The organism is Natrialba sp. INN-245 (assembly GCF_009807105.1).
In the GTDB taxonomy this organism is placed as follows: Archaea; Halobacteriota; Halobacteria; order Halobacteriales; family Natrialbaceae; genus Natrarchaeobius; species Natrarchaeobius swarupiae.
Window position 1 is genome coordinate 15316 of sequence record NZ_WUBV01000007.1, and the last position, 17277, is coordinate 32592.

18 protein-coding genes are annotated in these 17277 nt (G+C 64.1%); 10 read left to right on the forward strand and 8 right to left on the reverse strand.

Annotation, left to right across the window (positions count from 1 at the left end):
- Window positions 1-113: 113 nt before the first annotated feature.
- Together GRS80_RS01695 and GRS80_RS01700 are read right to left on the reverse strand one after the other, a co-directional pair.
- Window positions 114-1469: an MFS transporter gene (locus GRS80_RS01695; RefSeq protein ID WP_160046046.1), complete on the reverse strand. Its 1356-nt coding sequence runs from the start codon at window positions 1467-1469 to the stop codon at window positions 114-116.
- Between the two features lie 220 nt (window positions 1470-1689).
- On the reverse strand, window positions 1690-2394 hold the full coding sequence (locus tag GRS80_RS01700; protein ID WP_149082389.1) for a DUF502 domain-containing protein: 705 nt from the start codon (window positions 2392-2394) through the stop codon (window positions 1690-1692).
- Window positions 2395-2609: 215 nt separating this feature from the next.
- Here GRS80_RS01700 and GRS80_RS01705 point away from each other — a divergent pair, with 215 nt between their 5' ends.
- The 3 genes from GRS80_RS01705 (at window position 2610) to GRS80_RS01715 (ending at window position 6945) form a co-directional block, all read left to right on the forward strand.
- Window positions 2610-4148, forward strand: coding sequence for a heme-binding protein (locus GRS80_RS01705; RefSeq protein WP_160046047.1), 1539 nt, complete (start codon window positions 2610-2612; stop codon window positions 4146-4148).
- Window positions 4149-4223: 75 nt separating this feature from the next.
- Window positions 4224-5975, forward strand: a complete 1752-nt coding sequence (locus GRS80_RS01710) for a histidine kinase N-terminal 7TM domain-containing protein (protein ID WP_160046048.1) — start codon at window positions 4224-4226, stop codon at window positions 5973-5975.
- Window positions 5976-6159: 184 nt separating this feature from the next.
- On the forward strand, window positions 6160-6945 hold the full coding sequence (locus GRS80_RS01715) for a hypothetical protein (RefSeq protein ID WP_160046049.1): 786 nt from the start codon (window positions 6160-6162) through the stop codon (window positions 6943-6945).
- 80 nt (window positions 6946-7025) lie between these two features.
- Here GRS80_RS01715 and GRS80_RS01720 read toward each other — a convergent pair whose 3' ends face one another.
- Window positions 7026-8144, reverse strand: a complete 1119-nt coding sequence (locus GRS80_RS01720) for a hybrid sensor histidine kinase/response regulator (RefSeq protein WP_149082393.1) — start codon at window positions 8142-8144, stop codon at window positions 7026-7028.
- 102 nt (window positions 8145-8246) lie between these two features.
- Here GRS80_RS01720 and GRS80_RS01725 point away from each other — a divergent pair, with 102 nt between their 5' ends.
- Window positions 8247-9068: a winged helix-turn-helix transcriptional regulator gene (locus tag GRS80_RS01725; RefSeq protein ID WP_160046050.1), complete on the forward strand. Its 822-nt coding sequence runs from the start codon at window positions 8247-8249 to the stop codon at window positions 9066-9068.
- A gap of 58 nt (window positions 9069-9126) precedes the next feature.
- Here GRS80_RS01725 and GRS80_RS01730 read toward each other — a convergent pair whose 3' ends face one another.
- The 3 genes from GRS80_RS01730 to GRS80_RS01740 all read right to left on the reverse strand — a co-directional run bounded on the left by GRS80_RS01730 (window position 9127) and on the right by GRS80_RS01740 (window position 11002).
- The gene (locus tag GRS80_RS01730) at window positions 9127-9315 is read right to left on the reverse strand and encodes a hypothetical protein (protein WP_149082395.1); all 189 of its coding nucleotides are present in this window, start codon (window positions 9313-9315) and stop codon (window positions 9127-9129) included.
- Window positions 9316-9492: 177 nt separating this feature from the next.
- Complete coding sequence (locus GRS80_RS01735; protein ID WP_160046051.1) at window positions 9493-9876, reverse strand: DUF5611 family protein; 384 nt, start codon at window positions 9874-9876, stop codon at window positions 9493-9495.
- Window positions 9877-10018: 142 nt separating this feature from the next.
- Window positions 10019-11002 carry a hypothetical protein gene (locus GRS80_RS01740; RefSeq protein ID WP_160046052.1) on the reverse strand — a complete coding sequence of 328 codons (984 nt, stop codon included), beginning with the start codon at window positions 11000-11002 and terminating at the stop codon, window positions 10019-10021.
- A gap of 130 nt (window positions 11003-11132) precedes the next feature.
- On the opposite strand from GRS80_RS01740, the gene GRS80_RS01745 reads away from it, so the two are divergent.
- Both GRS80_RS01745 and GRS80_RS01750 read left to right on the forward strand, forming a co-directional pair.
- Complete coding sequence (locus tag GRS80_RS01745; RefSeq protein WP_160046053.1) at window positions 11133-11432, forward strand: DUF6432 family protein; 300 nt, start codon at window positions 11133-11135, stop codon at window positions 11430-11432.
- A gap of 82 nt (window positions 11433-11514) precedes the next feature.
- On the forward strand, window positions 11515-12642 hold the full coding sequence (locus tag GRS80_RS01750) for an aminomethyltransferase family protein (RefSeq protein WP_160046054.1): 1128 nt from the start codon (window positions 11515-11517) through the stop codon (window positions 12640-12642).
- Between the two features lie 260 nt (window positions 12643-12902).
- Here GRS80_RS01750 and GRS80_RS01755 read toward each other — a convergent pair whose 3' ends face one another.
- Complete coding sequence (locus GRS80_RS01755; RefSeq protein WP_160046055.1) at window positions 12903-14291, reverse strand: hemolysin family protein; 1389 nt, start codon at window positions 14289-14291, stop codon at window positions 12903-12905.
- A 102-nt stretch (window positions 14292-14393) separates the two neighbouring features.
- Here GRS80_RS01755 and GRS80_RS01760 point away from each other — a divergent pair, with 102 nt between their 5' ends.
- Together GRS80_RS01760 and GRS80_RS01765 are read left to right on the forward strand one after the other, a co-directional pair.
- Window positions 14394-14705, forward strand: coding sequence for a glutathione S-transferase N-terminal domain-containing protein (locus tag GRS80_RS01760; RefSeq protein WP_160046056.1), 312 nt, complete (start codon window positions 14394-14396; stop codon window positions 14703-14705).
- Window positions 14705-15244, forward strand: coding sequence for a redoxin domain-containing protein (locus GRS80_RS01765; RefSeq protein ID WP_160046057.1), 540 nt, complete (start codon window positions 14705-14707; stop codon window positions 15242-15244). The genes GRS80_RS01760 and GRS80_RS01765 overlap by 1 nt, the downstream gene beginning before the upstream one ends.
- Before the next feature lie 31 nt (window positions 15245-15275).
- Here GRS80_RS01765 and GRS80_RS01770 read toward each other — a convergent pair whose 3' ends face one another.
- Window positions 15276-15863 carry a hypothetical protein gene (locus tag GRS80_RS01770; protein WP_160046058.1) on the reverse strand — a complete coding sequence of 196 codons (588 nt, stop codon included), beginning with the start codon at window positions 15861-15863 and terminating at the stop codon, window positions 15276-15278.
- A 75-nt stretch (window positions 15864-15938) separates the two neighbouring features.
- Here GRS80_RS01770 and GRS80_RS01775 point away from each other — a divergent pair, with 75 nt between their 5' ends.
- Together GRS80_RS01775 and GRS80_RS01780 are read left to right on the forward strand one after the other, a co-directional pair.
- Window positions 15939-16532: an L-threonylcarbamoyladenylate synthase gene (locus tag GRS80_RS01775; RefSeq protein WP_160046059.1), complete on the forward strand. Its 594-nt coding sequence runs from the start codon at window positions 15939-15941 to the stop codon at window positions 16530-16532.
- A gap of 61 nt (window positions 16533-16593) precedes the next feature.
- Window positions 16594-17175, forward strand: a complete 582-nt coding sequence (locus tag GRS80_RS01780; protein ID WP_160046060.1) for a flavodoxin domain-containing protein — start codon at window positions 16594-16596, stop codon at window positions 17173-17175.
- Window positions 17176-17277: the final 102 nt, after the last annotated feature.

Sequence of the window (17277 nt, forward strand, 5' to 3'; positions counted from 1 at the left end):
ACTCGAGCGGGTGCTGACGTCGCACCGAAACCGATTTTGCCTCTTCTCGTGCGGTTTGGGACGACTGACGGCCGAGAGATCGTACGAGGCGTACGCGATCTCGAGTCCCGTGCTCAGTCCGACCCTTCGGGGCCGCTCCGAAGGTCTGGGTCCGGTTCTGGCTCCGACGCCGGGGCGAAGACGCGATCGGAGTAGAGCAACGCGACGAAGACGGCCGCCAGTACCGTCCCGAACGAGACGACGAGATAGCCCGAACGCATCCCGAGATGCTCGAGCAGATACCCGATGAGGGTGGGAAATGCCGCGCCAGTCAGCGTTCCAGCCGTGAAGATGTAGCCGAACACTCGGCCTTCGAACTCGGGGGGCGTGAGATCGCTGATCAGCGCGTCTCGAGCCGGGTTGACGCCGTAGAGGCCGCCGCCGAGGACGAACAGTACGGCGACGAGCGCCGCCGGGTGGAGGTCGAAGACGGCCAGCGCCACCATGCCGACGGTCGCGAGCAGCATACAGCCGATCAACACGAGCCGCGAGTCGTACTCGTCGGTTACCCCGCCCAGGTATAATTGTGTCGCAGCGCCGGCGAGCAACACCAGCGCGAAGTAGACGCTGGCAACCGACTCGGTGCCGACGTAGACGCCGACGGCCTCGAACGAGTGGGCGTACACCGCGACCAGAAACGCCGGGAGAAAGGCGGTGATGGCGTGACTCGTCACACTGCTCGAGACGAAAAAGAAGTAGATCACGGCCATCGGATAGAAGAACGTTCGGGGCTCCTCTCGGGCTAGCTCCGTCGTTGTTGTCGCAGCTGTACCGGTGTCCGTTCGCTGCCCGGACGGGACCGTCTCGAACTCGTCGCTGCGCAAGGCCAGAAAGAGCGCGACTCCGTAGAGGATCCCTCCTACGCCGAAGACGAGGATGATCCGCTCCCAGGATAACAAGAGGATCAGCCCGGCGATAGCAGCGGGCGTCGCAGCGTCGCCGAGTTTCGACGAGGCGCCGAACAAGCCGAGGACCTTCCCCTTGTTTCGGCCGTCAACGTTGTCCGTGATCATCGGGTAGCCGGCCGGGTGGACGACGGCCAGTCCGACGCCGACGATCACCATCGCGAGGGCCATAACGAGAAATCCCCCCTCGAAGCTGGTTCCGAACACCGTCACGACAGGCAACGACCCACCGAGAGTCGGCGCGAACGCGAAGAGAACGTACGCCCCGCCGGCGATCACGAGTCCGGTCGGGAGGAGATAACGGCGATCGATCCGGTCCGCGAGGACACCCAGCGGTGCCTGGACGATCCCCATGCCGATCGAGTACAGCGTAATCAACAGCCCCAGTTGCCACAGTGGGTACTCGAGTGCAACCGCGAGGACAGGGACGAGCGGTGGAAGCACCCGGTAGAAGACGTGCTGAACGAAGTGTGACGAACTGATCAGAACTGCGAACTCGAGTTCGCGCCGAGAGAGACCATACATCGATCTGACGTCGCCCACCACGGCCCTTGACCGTCTGCGTCTCGGCAAAACAGGTCAGTTCTCACTGCGCGAACAGAATCGGAACCGAGTGGGATGGATCCCGCTGCCAGCAGTCTCTCTCGGACGAGTTACTCTCCGTCACTGCCGGCCCACCCGCGACCCGTCTGCGGGTTCGCCGGGAGATCGGAACAGCAATCCGTTCCAGTCATCGCAAACCATATCAATCGTCGTCGGTCGCATCCGCGTTCTTACTCGTGGTCGCCTCGTCGACGACGTCGATCGAGACGCCAGCGTCCATGCCGCGCTGACGGTCCGCATCGCCGAACCCGGCGCTCAAGACCCGCGTGAGCGCATCCTCGACGTCCTCGTCTAGTTCCTCGATTCGGTCCGAGTGAACCTCGATGACGAACCCCGTGGTAATGTTCGGCGACGTCGGCAGAAACAGTACTTCCCTCCCGTCTTCAGTCACTTTCCCCGTCTTGAACGCCGTCATCCGGAGCCCCTCCCAGACCTCGAGTTTGACCGGGGTCTGAAGCGATTCCTGCTCGCCGAAGGCGGTTTCCGCCGCCATCTTCGAGGCGTTGTAGACGACGCGCATAACGGGGACGCGGTTCGCGACGTTGTCGACGAGACGTTCGACGAGCCCGCCGACGGTCGTCCGCATGAGATACCCCACCGAGAGCGTGAGAATAACGAAGACGGTTAACGTGACGAGGACCCGGAGAAACTGGGCGAGCTGTCGTCGGGTCTGGGCGGCCTGGTCGCTCTCGCCCGGAATGAGGGGCTCGAGGGCATCCGGTCGGAGAATGAGTTCAGGAGAGAACCCGGCGACGAGCCCGTAGATCCAGTAGATAACGTAGAGAGTGATGAGAATTGGGCCGAGGACGATCAGCCCGCTCGCGAAGTCCCGCTTCCACGAAGCCATGGTGTGAACCACTCACCAGGGACTAATGAGCCCTTCCCTTTAGCGCCCGAGGATCGCCCGGAGGGCGAATCGTCGGTTTTCATTCCGTTCCAGCACTCGGCGTAGAAGTGCGAATTCCGTTGATCGCCGTCGGGGTCGACTGATATAGATTATCGTCGACGTGCAGCGAGTCGAAAACCCGGTCCTTCTTAGCCTCGCCGCGGTAACCGTTGTACATGGACCGTCGCACACCACCGCAGACCGAAGAGGGCTGGTACGTGCTCCACGACTTCCGGTCGATCGACTGGGATGCCTGGCGCGACGCACCCGAGCGCCGACGTTCACAGGCGATCGACGAGGGGATCGAATATCTCGCCGCGGCCGAACGACTCGAGGACGCCGACGCGGGCGACTCGGCGACGTTCTCCGTGCTCGGCCACAAGGCCGACCTGCTGATCCTCCACCTCCGGCCGACACTCGCGGATATCGACGCCTTAGAGCGCCAGTTCGAACACACCGCATTCGCCGAGTTCACCGAGCGCGCCGACTCGTACGTCTCCGTGACCGAAGTGTCGGGGTATCTGTCCCAGGAGTACTTCGAAGAGGACAGCGAAGTCGAGGATACGGGTATCAAGCGCTACATCGAGTCCCGCCTCGAGCCCGAGATTCCGGACGCCGAGTTCTGTAGCTTCTACCCGATGGACAAGCGCCGCGGCCCGGATCACAACTGGTACGAACTCCCGTTCGACGAGCGTGCCGAGTTCCTCTCGAATCACGGCGAGATCGGCAAAGAGTACGCCGGACGAGTTACCCAGATCATCTCCGGGAGCATCGGCCTCGACGACTTCGAGTGGGGCGTAACGCTGTTCAGCGACGATCCGGCCGACGTCAAGGAACTGCTCTACGAGATGCGTTTCGATCCCTCGAGTTCGCGTTTCGCCGAGTTCGGCCGGTTCCTCTCCGCTCGCCGGTTCCCCGCCGAAAACCTCGGCGCGTACCTCGCAGGCGAATCGGTTCCCCAGAACGGGACGACCGACGCGCACGGTCACCCACACGGCAGGTCGGAGGGGGGCCAGGGCCACGGCTCGAGTGGCCACTCACACGGCGGGTCGGACGGACACTCCCACGGCTCCGACGGCGACTCCGACGGCGGCCCGCATAGTGGCGATTCGGACGTCCGGAGCGAACTCGAGGAGGCGGGCATCTACGCGGGCAAGCCCCACGGTGAGGACGTCCACGCGGTCGTCCTCTACTCGGCGGCCGATCCCGACGAGCTGTTCGAGGAGGTAGAGGGCCTCCGGGCGAACTTCGACCACTACGATACGCACGTCAAGACCGCAGTGTACGAACCGAGCGAGGCGGGCTCGAGCGGGGAGGATGGCGAAACCGGGGTCGTCAGCCTCTGGGAGACCGACCGCGCGGCGAATACGGCCGCCGGCTTCCTCGCGGATCTGCCGGAGGTCGTACGCCAGGCCGGAGACGATACCGAGGGTTCCTGGGGGACGATGGGGATGTTCTACACCGTCAAATCCGAGCACAGAGACGACTTCACGGACACGTTCGGCGATGTCGCCGCGTTGCTCGCCGACATGGACGGCCACCGGAAGACCGACCTGCTGGTCAACCGCGAGAACGAAGACGACATGTTCATCGCCAGCCGCTGGGACTCCCGTGGCGACGCGATGGAGTTCTTCCGGAGCGACGCGTTCTCCGAGACCGTCGAGTTCGGCCGTGACGTCCTCGCCGATCGACCGCGACACGTCTTCCTGGCCTGACCGCCGCGATCGGCGTTCGATTCGTTCGGTCCTCGATTCGGAAACCGACCGCAGTCTGCGGACGACGATGTGTCGATGACGTCACCTGCACTCGCTACCGTACAGTTGCTCGGCGCAGTGGTCGCGATCGCACTCGCGAGCTACGCCTATCGGCACCGTGATCGGCCGGGCGTCATCTGGCTCGTCGCGGTTCTGTTCGGAAACACGGTCTGGATGGTCGCGGCAGGTATCAACTACGCGACTGGGTCAACCACGGTCTCGACGGCGATGTTGCAAGTGCGCTACGTCGGGATCACCGTCGTCCCCGTCGCGCTGTTGTTCTTCGCCCTGTCGTACACCGGCACCGACGAGTGGCTGGGGCGGCGACGGCAGCTCCTGATCGCGTCGCCGGCCGCCGGAGCGCTCGCCCTCGCGCTCACCGACCACGTCCACGGGCTGTTCTACGCGGGCGTCACCCCGGCGTCGAACCCCCAGCAGATCGCCTACGAGTACGGAATGGTCGCGGTGCCGTGGATCGCCTACGCGTTCGTGCTCGTAGTAGCCGCCGCGGCCGTCTTCGTTCGGTACGCGACGATCACCGAAGGTGTCTACCGCTGGCAGGCGCTCGCGCTGGCCGGCGTCGTGTTGATGGGGACCGCCGCCGACGTGCTGTACTTCCTGCCGGTGCCGCCGACCGGGTTCGCGATTACCCCCCTGGCTATCCTCCTCTCAAGTGCGATCGCCGTCGGCCTCGTCGTCCGGTACGACTTCGTCCGTCTCGTCCCTGCGACCCGCGAACTCGGGCGGCGGGAACTCATCGAGCGGATGGAGCTGGGTATGGTGGTACTGGATGCCGACGGCAGGGTCATCGACGTCAATCCCGCCGCGGCCAAACTCCTGGAGTGTGACCTCGAGGCGGTTATCGGCGAGCAGGCACCGGACTCCCTCCCCGGTCCGGAGGGCCCCGCCATCGCCGAACGTACGTTCAACGTCGACGGTATCGACCGCGACGTCGAGATTCGGACTCACCGGGTCGACATCGGCTCGGGGATCACGTTGCTTACCCTCCGGCAACTCGACGATCTGACGGACGTCGTCTCTCACGATCTGCAGGGCCCGCTCATGGAGATCCGCGGGAGCGCAGACATGGCGATCGCGACGGGCGACATCACCCACGTCGATCGCGTCCTCGCCGCCGCCAACCGGATCGACGATCTCGCGACCGACCTGTTAGAGCTCGCACACACGGGCCGAGGACTCGAGACGCGTGAGCCAGTCGAGCTTTCCGAAATCGCCGAGACGGCGTGGAGACATCTCTGGACGCCGGAAACAGAACTCGTCGTCGAGACGGACCGGTCGGTCGTCGGCGATCCAGACCGGCTCCAACAACTGTTCGAAAACCTCCTTCGGAACAGCGTCGAACACGCCTCGAGCGACCACGAACGAGGTGATGACGGTATCGACACGATCGCGTACAGCGAAGCGACGGGAGACGACGTCACCCAGGCACAGCGGACGACTCGTAAGTCCACTCGAGAATCGAACTTCGGTCCGGTCGACGAGCGCGAGACCGCTCCCGCAGACGGGGGTCGTATCGTCGTCGGCTCGCTTCCTACCGGGTTTTACGTCGAGGACGACGGACCGGGTATCCCGCCCGAGAAGCGAGAGCGAATCTTCGAGAAGGGGTACACCACGTCGCCGACCGGAACCGGGCTCGGGCTGAGCATCGTCGGCCGGATCGTCGCTGCCCACGGCTGGTCCGTCCGCGCGACTGACGGCCCGCTCGGGGGAGCGCGAATCGAGATCACGGACGTCGATTTCGTCGACGACTCCGAGCAGATCGAGTGACGGCGCATCGAATAGCCAGCACGATCGATTGAATCGGCCGGTGTTGCCATCTGAGCGGTCGGCTCGAGCGTCGAGTTCGAGATGAATTCTCTCTCGGTTCGGCTGGTCCCGGTTACGTCGCGGTAGGTCTCCGGTGAGTTCCGGGTTAGCTAACGTACTAACGGGTCATGGACCGACGTGTGGTATGCACGTTTCGACGGGGCGGCGCCGATTGCTCGCCTCCTGTGGGGCCGGTGTTGGGTTCGTCCTCGCCGGATGTATCGAAACCACGATCGACGACTCGAGTTCCGAGGGCGACGACTCGAGTTCCGAAGCGATCGGTGACGACGCTGGAGACGGAACGACGGCTGGAGCCGACGGCGACGATCCCGCGGCGTCGTCGGACGGCGGGCACAATCCCGAGGCCGATGCCGAAAACGCCCAATCCGAGGAGGCAGACGACGCGCTTTCCGTGGATGGTGCCGAGTACGAGTCGATCGACGGCGGTCCGCCGATCGGAGAGCTCGTCGAGTGGGGTGACTCCTACGTCATCGACATCGAGATGCGCAGAGCCAGTGCGGGGGATTTCGAGGGAACCGGCAGGCAGGTCGTTCACCAGGGGGAGTTTCACTACGAACTCTCGATGGACGACGGGAAACTCGAGATCTATCAGTTCGATTCGACCGAGTACTACGTCTTCGGCGGCCACTGTCGCGAACGGGAGCCGACCGAGCCCGACCTCCACGTGCTCGAGCCCGAGAGACGACCCGGTGAGGTGTTTCCGGAGACGGAGCCGATCGCGAGGACGACGATCGACGGCTCGGACGTCTACGTCTACGAGATGCCGGCGTCACCCGAGAACGAGTACTGGTATCTCAGCACGTCGACGGGCTATCCGGTTCGGTTCAGATCCCAGCGAGTCACCGCAGAGTTTCGCTCCTGGGACGAGACTGAGTCGATTTCGCCGCCGGAGATGGAGTGTGAGAGCTGAGACGGATTGCCGTCCCGATATACCGGTGCAACCGCCACACGGGTCGCGGGTGCGCCGGAACTGACTTACAGTAAACCGTATCAGTCGTCGCGATAGACGCCGACCCGGTCGAGACCGACGGTTACGACGGTTCCCCGTGGCCGGTTGTCCTCGACGCGAAACTCGGCGTCGATGCTCTCGAGGACGGTCGCAACGAAGTACAGTCCCGCGCCGATTCCGGCACGCCGATCCGCGTCGTCGCCGACGTTCGTGAGGCGACGTTTCTGCGCGTCGGGGATGCCGACGCCGTCGTCGGCGATCGAAACGATGACTCGCTCGTCGGTCACCTCGAGGTCCACCTCGACGGTCGATCGGTCGCGGTCGGTGTGGGTTATCGCGTTCGTGAGCAGTTGTTCGAAGACGGCCCCGAGCGTCGGCGTTCCCACGACCGACAGCGGCTCGTCGTCCGCCGTCGCCCAGTCGACGGTGAGGTCGACGTCGGTCTCGCGCCGACAGCGCTCGAGTTCCGCGGAGAGAATCGCACGGAGGTCGCAGGGTTCGGATTCCGTTACTCGTTCCTCGGAAAGGACGTCGATCAGTTTGGCGGCGGTGTCAGTGAGTTCGAGGGCGTGTTGGCTCGCCTCGAGTATCGACTCGACGGACTCCCGGTCGTCCGGACCGACCCGGTCTCGAAGCTGATCGCCCCAGCCGACGATCATACTGACGTCGTTTCGGAGATCGGTCCGGAGAATCTCGTTGACCAGCGCGAGTCGATGGTTTCGGTCGCGGAGTTCGCGCGTGATGCGGACGCGCTCGATCGCGTACTGGATCGTCCGAACGAGAATGTCGACGCTGATCCGGCCTTTGACGAGATAATCCTGTGCGCCCCGTCGGATCGCTTCGACCCCGACGCCGCTTTGGCCCGTCAGCACGACCACCGGAACGGAGGGTGCGCGCTCGACCATCGCGTCGACCGTCTCGAGGCCGTTGCTGTCCGGAAGACCGAGATCGAGCAGGACGATGTCGATGCGATCGTCGGTAACCCGTTCGAGTCCGTCCCCGAGCCGTTCGACGTGCTCGATCTCGGTGACCTCGACCGATCGATCCTCGCCCTGTGTCCCACGTTCACTTCCGTGTTCGACGAGCAACCGCTCGACGAACTGCGCGTCGTTGGGATTATCCTCGACGAGCAGAAGAGTCGTTCCCTCTGACGAGTCCATACGCGTCTCTGTGCACAGTCCCTCCTAACCGTTACGTTCACTCGATTCGTCATCGGCTTCGGAGGACAAAACGAATATGGCGGTCCACTCGGTACTGGACCCATGACCTATCGTGACGCTGATATCCCGGCGGAAAATCATCGAGCGCTCGAGGCGTTGACACTGCTCTCGAAGAAGTGGTCGCCGATCATCCTGCTCATGTTACAACATCACGGCTCGAAGGGCTTTAACGAGCTTCTCGAGGGAGTCCCGGACATCTCGTCGAAGGTGCTCTCGGATACGCTCGATACGCTTCAGGAGGCGGGACTGATCGAGCGACGAGTGGTCAGCGAGTCGCCGCTTCGCGTCGAATACGACCTGACCGAGGCCGGACGGGATATGGAGCCCATCTTCGAATCGCTGGCCGACTGGGTCGAGGAACATCTCGAGACGACGACACGAACGGTCTTGCTCGCCGACGGCGACCGACGGATCACGGAGATGTACCGACAGTGGCTGTCGGATCGATACACCGTCGTCCGGGCACACGATAGTAAGGAGTTCTACGAGCGGTTCGACGATCGAATCGACGTCGTCCTCCTCGACGCCGGTCTACCCGGAATCGATCCACGACGCTTCGTCGACGACGCGAAAGAGCTCTGTCGAACGGCCCTCATCGTCGGTGACCGACCCGATCCCGAACTGCTGTCCGTCGACTGCGACGATATCTTGCGAAAGCCGTTCGTCCGTGAAACGGCCCTCAAAACGGTCGCCGATCAGCTCTCGCGTCTCGAGGAGTCCGAAGACCAGCGCGCCCGGACGGCGCTCGAGGCAAAGCGATCGCTGTTCGAGTCGATCTATTCGACCGAACAACTCGAGGAGGAACAAGCCTATCGAGACGCGCTCGCGCGTCTCACCGAACTCGAGCGACAGGAGTCGGAGTGAGCTCGAGAAACGGAAATCGGAGCAAGGCGACCGCGAGTCATACGGATCGCAGACCGTATCAAATGTTGCCGTCGGAACTCGTTTCGTCGTAGAAAAAGTAGGCAGCGACGCCAGCGAGGCCCAACGCGAGGGTGACGTACGGCCAGCGTCCGGCGTTCCGTTCAGTAAACGATGCGTGTGCCGCGACGAAAATCGCAAAGCCAACGTGGGCGAGCGCCGTCGCGAGCAGAAACGAGGCCAGATCCATCGTATCCGACGTTTCTATTTCGTATCGATAGCCGTTTCGAACTCGACCGATCCGCTCGAGGTGAAGCCGCGAGCAGCCGCGATTTCACCGACGCTGGCCGACGAGAGCCCGACCATACGTGAGGAGTCGTATCACTCCATAGGGGTTTCAGCCCGGCAGATCGGGCGTAAAACGCGACTATAAGTTGTGATCCGGATCGTCCTCGACTGTGCGTTTCATCGAGTCCCGACGCGATTTGGCGTCACGGCCGGTCGCCTCGAGCAGGAAATCGTTTTTCGCGTCGACGGCATCACCGGCGGCCTCGAGTTCGTCCGGTCCGAGTTCCGTCGGATCGCGCTCGTGGAACTCGACGCCGAGTTTGTCCTTCTTGCCGGAGTATTCGACTGCACCGACGATGATCTTCTCGAAGACGGGGTTGTCGGGTTCTCCGACGACGTAGAGGTCGCTTCCCTTGTACTCCTCGGTGGTGGTTATCGGGCCGAAATAGTCCTCGACCGTCGACTCCATATCGGGAATTCGTTCCTCGAGATATTCACCGCGACGCATCTTGTACTCCTTCATGGATTGGAGATACACGGCGGGGTGTTTACCTCTTTTCATAGGGGATGTTTTGGATAGTCAACAGAATTCGGCGGCCACCCGCCCAGCGTTCGAAGACGCGGTCTCGGCGAACAATCCGAGAACGAACTGCAACCGGCAGGCGTTACTGGACGGGGCGTTCCCCGAGATACCCCTTTCGACACTCGGGGCAGATGTCGCCGGCGCGCAACGAACCGCGGTCGTCGACGTCGACGTAGTCACAGCGTGGACAGTAAAACTCCGTCGGGACGTCCTCTGACTGCCGATCGGGCGTATCGCCCGGGTTCGGAGCGGGTTCGGCCCGTTGGATACCCGATCCGGAGTCGGTAGCCGGATCGGTATCGACGTCGGCGGCGTCGAGGATCTCCGACTCCGTCGCGATCGCTTCGGCACCGCTCGAGGAGTCGACCGTCGACTCGTCGTGTTCGAGGACGATCGCGTCGTCTTCGATCGGTTCGTCCTCGAGGCTGGTCTCGGACGACGATTCCGGCTCGTCGTCTGCCCGTTCGGGCCAGGACGTGGCGTCGTCGGGCTCCGCGTCGACCGGCGGGCCAACGTCGTCCGACTCCGGCCACTCGCCGCGCTCGCGGTCGTCGGCCGGCCGATTGGCTGTCTCTTCGTCGAGGATCTCGCCGTCGTCCGTGATCGGCTCGCCGCTCTCGTCGGTCGGGACGTCGAGATCGTCCGATTCCTCGCGTTCGTCAGTATCGCTCGAAGCGGGCGCGGGATCGGCGTCAGCCGGTTCGTCGGTCGACACGTCCTCGTCGGGTTCGGCGTCAACGATGACCGCGTCGGAGGTCGCTTCGTCCGGCGGGGGTGTCGTCTCGGCCACGTCCGGCTCCCCGTCAGCAGTTTCGGTGACGTCTGCGTCGGGAGTGGGGCGTTGAGCGGTCGGTTCTGGCTCGGAATCAGTGGGCGAACGATCGTTCGAGTCGGCGGCGAGACTCGTCACTTCGGTGTTCTCACTGATGACGTTGCGCTCGCCACAGCGGACACACTCTTCGAACTCCTGTACGGTGACGACGACCTCACTGCCCCGTTCTTCGCGCTCGCGTTGAACTTCCGGCTCACCGTAGGCATGCCCGAGCAGCGAACATCGCAGGACCATTGTCCCATCGTACCGATCGAGGGCATAAAAAACGTACTGGCTACGTCGGACGCTCACGTGGTGGCGACTTTCACGTGTGCGATCCGGGAACGACAAACGTCAAATCCCGGGTGGTCGAATACGGTACTGGATGAGAGTCAAGCGGGAGTACCGAGACCGTGCGGGGACAGAGGTGGCGGTACTCGACGCCCTCGTCGACCGCGCGGACGACGGGATGACCGTCTTCGAGCTTCGAGCCGCCGTCGAAGCCGAGATCGACGACCTGGAGGAGGCGCTCTCGACGCTCAAAGCCGACGGGTTGATCGTCGTCGACTCCGACGGAAGCGAGACGGTTATCAAACCGGACGATCGAGTCGTTCCCGACGAACCGCTCGACGTCGACGACGAGCAGACGATCGGCGACTGGATCCGCGACCGATTCCCGTTTTGACACCGACACGATTCGTCGCCCTCGAGTAGACTCGAGCGACCGAATCGAAACCCCTGAGAGGCCCACGCCCCTCTGGGTAGACATGACCGTCATCGAGTCCGTCCACGCGGACCACGGGGCGACCTTCGGCGAGCGCGGCGGCCGGAAAATCGTCGAGCACTTCGGCCGACCCGAACGAGCACACCGCGCGGTTCGAAACGGCGTCGGCCTCATCGAGGCCGTCTATGGCGTGATCGTCGTCGAAGGCGACGACCGCTGCGAGTACGTTGACAACGTCGTCTCCAACCGCGTGCCAGCCGAGGACGGCCAGGGCTGTTATGCGCTCGTGTTAGGCCCACAGGGAGGGATCGAGGTCGAACTCTACATCTACAACGCCGGCGAGCGGCTTCTGTTGTTCGTCCCGCCTGAGACGGCTGAACCGCTCGCCGAAGACTGGTCCGAGAAGGTGTTCATCCAGGACGTCGAGATCACCGTCGCGACCGACGAGTACGCGATCTTCGGGATCCACGGCCCCAAGGCGACGGAGAAGATCGCGAGCGTCTTAAACGGAGCCGCCTCCCCCGACGAGCGCCTCTCGTTCGTCCGCGGGACGATGGGCGACGCCGGCGTCAGCGTCGTCCGCACGGACGCGATCACCGGCGAGGAGAGCTACGAGGTGATCTGTGGCGTCGACGACGCCACGGACGTCTACGACGTCCTCCTGAATCAGGGACTGAACGCCGCTCCGTTCGGCTACCGAACCTTCGAGAGCCTCGCACTCGAGGCGGGCTCGCCGCTTTTCGGCACCGAACTCGAGGGACGGATTCCGAACGTGCTCGGACTCCGAACCGCACTGGACTTCGAGAAGGGCTGTTACGTCGGCCAGGAAGTGGTCTCCCGCGTCGAGAACCGCGGCCGTCCGAGCAAACGACTCGTCGGGCTCACGCTCGACACCGACGCGACGCTCGAAGCCAGTGAGAGACCGACGGACCAACCGGTTCCGGAGGCGGGTGCGGCCGTCTTCGACGGCGACTCGAGCGTCGGCGAGGTCACGCGAGCGGGCGTGAGCGAACTGCTCGAGGTGCCGATTGCGCTCGCCGTGGTCGCATACGACGTAGAGAACGATCAGTTGTCGGTTCGCGTCGACGGCGAGGAACTCCCGGCGGTCCGAACGGACCTGCCGTTCGTCGACGGCTCGGATCGGTCCGGTCGGCTCCCGACTTACGAGTGAGCCGGGTTGCTGTCCCGATCTCCCGGCGCAATCGCCCTAGTGCTTTGGCAAGCCTGCACTGTAGGGTCGAATTCGGTGGTGTGGTTCGATTCGATCCTGCAGTCGACGCTTGTCGAAGTACTAGGGGTCGCAGGTGCGCTGGAACTGACTGACAGTAAACCGTACGAGACGGTCCGGTGTCCGTCAGTTTGAACGCGACAGTGCAAAACGGCGTCCCAGGACAGTGGGACGAAAGGTGTCCCGATGCGATCGGAGAACGGTCACTCGACGCCGTCGTCGGTCGCGTCGTCGTCCACGTCGGATTCGTCCTCCGACGGTACCTCGAACTTGTGGAGACGGGCCTTCATGATTCGCGTGTTCTCGACGCTCTCGACGGTGATTCGGACGCCATCGTAGGTGATCTCCTCGCCTTCCTCTACGAGGCGGCCGGCGCGGTTGAAGATGAAGCCGGCGATCGTCTCGAACTCCTCGCCCTCGGGGAGGTCGATCTCGAGGGCCTCGTTGACGTCTTCGATGTTGACCTCGCCGCGGACGAGGACGGTTCGCTCGTCGAGTTCCTCGACGGGCTCGTCCTCGCCGGTTTTCAGGATCTCGCCGACGATCTCCTCGATCATGTCCTCGACGGTCACCAGCCCCTCGGTCGTGCCGAACTCGTCGATGACGATCGCCATGTGCATTCGATTCTCCCGCATCTCGGTCAGCAGTTCGTCGATGTTCTTCGACTCGGGGACGTGCAGCGTCGGCTGGATGAGGTCGGCGAGTTCGAGGTCTTCGGTTTCTGTCTCGCCGTAGTTCAGATCGCGAACGAGATCCCGGATGTGGACGACGCCCTGGACGTTGTCGAGACTCCCCTCGTACACCGGGATCCGGGCGTGGCCGCTCTGGATACAGGTCTCGATTGCTTCGTCGATCCCCGCGTCTTTCGGCACCGCCGTCATATCGAGTCGGGGCGTCATCACCTCCTTGACGATGGTGTTGTTGAAACGGAAGATGCGGGTCAGCATCTCGTGTTCTTCCTCCTCGAGAACGCCCTCGCGCTCGCCGGATTCGATCATCTCCTGGATCTCGTCTCTGGTGACGTACGGCGACTCGATCGCGCCCGTCGAGCCGGTGAGCTTGTTCACCTGGCGGGTGAGGTAGTCGAAGAGGACGATCAGCGGGAACAGCAGGTACTCGGTGCCTTTCAGCGGCTTCGAGATGCGGATCGCCCACGACTCGGTGTTCTCGACCGCGTAGGACTTTGGGACGCTCTCGCCGAACAGCAGGACGATCGCGGTGATGCCGAACGTCGCGAGGATCACCCCGAGCAGGCCGCCGAAATGAATCGAGAGGACGGCGGTCGCGATCGAGGACATCGCGATGTTGACGATGTTGTTTCCGACGAGAATCGTCACGAGCAACCGGTGTGGGTCGTCTTTCAACTCCTTTACGAGGTCGGCGCCCGCGATGCCGTCCTCGACCATCCCCTCGAGGCGGTGTTTCGGGAGGTTGAACATGGCGATCTCCGAAGAGGAGAAAAAGCCGGAGAGCGCGATGAGGACGACGACTGCGACCGCGCCGAAAATCGTCACCGTCGACTCGGCGACCTCGAGTCCGACGACGGGAACCTCGTAGACGAGCACGATCTCGAGCGGGAGAGAGAACGCCATCGATGGTGGGGCTTGTCGCCGAATCGGTTAACCGTTTACCATTCTTTCGTCCGCTCGATCGTCGACGATACGTTTACCGGGCTGTTTCCCCAACGAGCGTGTATGAGCGACCGCACCGACGTGCCGATCACGTTCTACCGGCTCCAGGGCTGTCCGTACTGCGAGCGCGTCACTCGCCTCCTGCAGGCGTACGATCTCGACTACCGCTCGCGGTTCGTCGAACCGATGCACTCCGATCGGGACGTGGTCAAACGCGTCGCCGGCGTCCGGACCGTCCCGGTCATCGTCGACGAACGAACCGGCGTAACGATGGCCGAGAGCGCAAACATCGTCGACTACCTCGAGTCGACTTACGGCGAGGAGAGCGAGACGGCGGGTCCCGCGGCCGCCGCCGGGGCGGGGGGTGAGGACTGATGCCCGAGTTCGACGTCGTCGACCTCGAGCCGACGGATCATCCCGAACCCGGCGAGCGGGTTCCCGACTTCACTCGGCCGCTGGTCAACCACGAGTACTGGGAGGATCGATCGCTGTCGGAACTCGTCGACGCCGGCGATACCGAAAGCGAATCCGGCGGTTCGGAACCGACGATCGTCGTCTTCACGCCGATGGTCGGCTCGTTTCTCGCCACGTACGTCTGGGACGAGCTCGCGGAGCGGGAGTGGGACGAGCGAGCCGGTCGCGTCGTCGGGATCACGGCCGCGAACCCCTACGCAGTCAAGCGCTTCCTCGAGGAAAACGACCTCCCGTTTTCCCTCTTTGCCGATCCGGCCAACGGCGTCGCAAAATCGTACGACGTCGTCCACGATCTGGACGGAATGGCCGGCATCACCGAGCCGAGGCTTGCTTTCCTCGCGCTCGAGTCGGACCTGTCCGTCGCCGACGCCTGGGTCGCCACCGAGTGGCCGGGGTTTCCCGACTACGACGACCTCGAGGAACGGTTCGGCCTCGAGTAGTCGACGGGCTCGAGTCCTCGGAGTAGTCGAATCAGAAGCCGCCGACTGGCTCGAACGTTCCGTCGGAGTCGAACGTCTCGGTGCCGTCAGTGCCGTTCGTGAACGTCACGCGAACCGCCTCGGGTTCCCACGCCGAGTCGACGCGAACCAGCCGCGGCTGGGGTGCCCAGTCGTCGGTCATCCCCCGCCTGCGGATACAGATGTAGCAGTGGACCCGGTCGTCCTCGCGGACGACGTGCGTGACGCGTGCGTCGGTCGACTGCCCCGACGAGCCGACGATGATCCCGACGACGAACGCCTCGTCGAACGCCGTCTCCTCGAGAAACGTGCGGTCCTCGTCGGCTAGCTCGGCGTCGGTCTCGGCGGCGAACTCCGACGGCGGCTCGAATCGTTCGACGTGGTCCGGCCGCGTCGCCAGCGCGGCGTCTTCCTGTTGGACCCACCTGCTGATCGAGCGAAGCCGCTGTGTCTCGAACTCGAGGCGGTCGGCGCGAAACGACGGCCGCGAACACACCGTGGGGAGGCCCGTGGTACAGCCGGCGAGCGTCGTCGTTCCGACCGCCGCGAGGAGCGTACGACGGCGGACCGTGGCCGTCGAAGGGAGGGCAGGACGGCGCATAGTGGTGACGTAGCCCCGAACTGGTAAGTAGCTTGTCTCGGTACGTTTTTGTCCGCCACGACGAGACGCGTGGGTATGGATTCGGAGGACCTCGAGCGCGCCGCACGGACGATTCGCGAGGGCGGGCTCGTCGTCTACCCGACCGAGACGGTCTACGGCCTCGGCGCAGACGCGCTCGATCCCGACGCCGCCGACCGCGTCTTCGCCGTCAAGGGCCGGGACCGGTCGAAACCGATCTCGCTCGGCGTCCCGCGGTTCGAGACCGCACTCGAGGAGGGGTACGTCGAGGCGAACGAGCGCGAGCGGCGCTTCGCGGAGGCGTTTCTCCCCGGTCCCGTCACGCTCCTCTGTCGGCGCGGCGACGTCGTCCCCGACGCCCTCACCGCGGGCCGGGACCGCGTCGGGATCAGAGTGCCCGACTGCGAGCCCGCGCTGGCGTTGCTCGAGCGCGCCGAGCGCCCGATCACGGCGACAAGCGCGAACCTAAGCGGGGAGCCGAGCGCCCGTCGCGTCGAGGACGTTGCCCGGCAGGTTCGCGACGAGGCGGTCGTTCTCGACGGTGGTGAGACGCCGGGAGCCGAGAGCACCGTCGTCGATCTCTCGAGGGGGACGATCCACCGCCGGGGCGCACTCGCCTCGGAGATCGACGCGTGGCTGGCGGAAAACTGACCCGCGACCGCCGGCGTGCTCACGGTCTCGTTTGATATCGACGGGCGTGGAACCGTCGGCAATGACGGCTCGAACTCTCGTCTGTTACGGCTCGAGCGAGGGCCAGACCGCGTCGATCGCCGAGCGGATAGGCGACGCCCTCGAAGCCGACGGATACGACGCGACGCTCGTCCACCTGAAACACCCGCCGGCGGATCTCGACCTCGAGGCATACGACGGCGTGATCGTCGGTGGGTCGATCCACATGGGTCACCACCAGCGGTACGTGACCGAGTTCGTCCGCGATAACGTCGAGGCGTTGAACCGGCTCCCGTCGGCGTTTTTCTCCGTGAGTCTGTCGGCAGCGGGCGACGATCCCGACTCGCAGGAGACGGCTCGAGAGCTGCTCGCCGAACTACCGACGGAGACGGGCTGGGAGCCCGACCGGACGCTTACCGTTGCGGGCGCGCTCAAGTACCGACAGTACGGCCTCCTCAAACGGTTCGCGATGCGCGGAATCGCCGGGAGAGCCGGCGGGGATACCGACACGTCCCGGAACCACGAGTACACCGACTGGGACGAAATCGAGTCGTTCGCCCTCGAGTTCGCGACGGACTGCCTCGAAGAGCGGCCGTCGGTTCGAAGCGACGGTCCCGACGTCTGATACGGTCTGCTGTAAATCGTTACCGGCGAAACCACGAGCCGTCTGTGGTTTCACCGGTAAACCGTTACAGCAATCCGTATGAGCCAGCAGTCCGTCGACCGC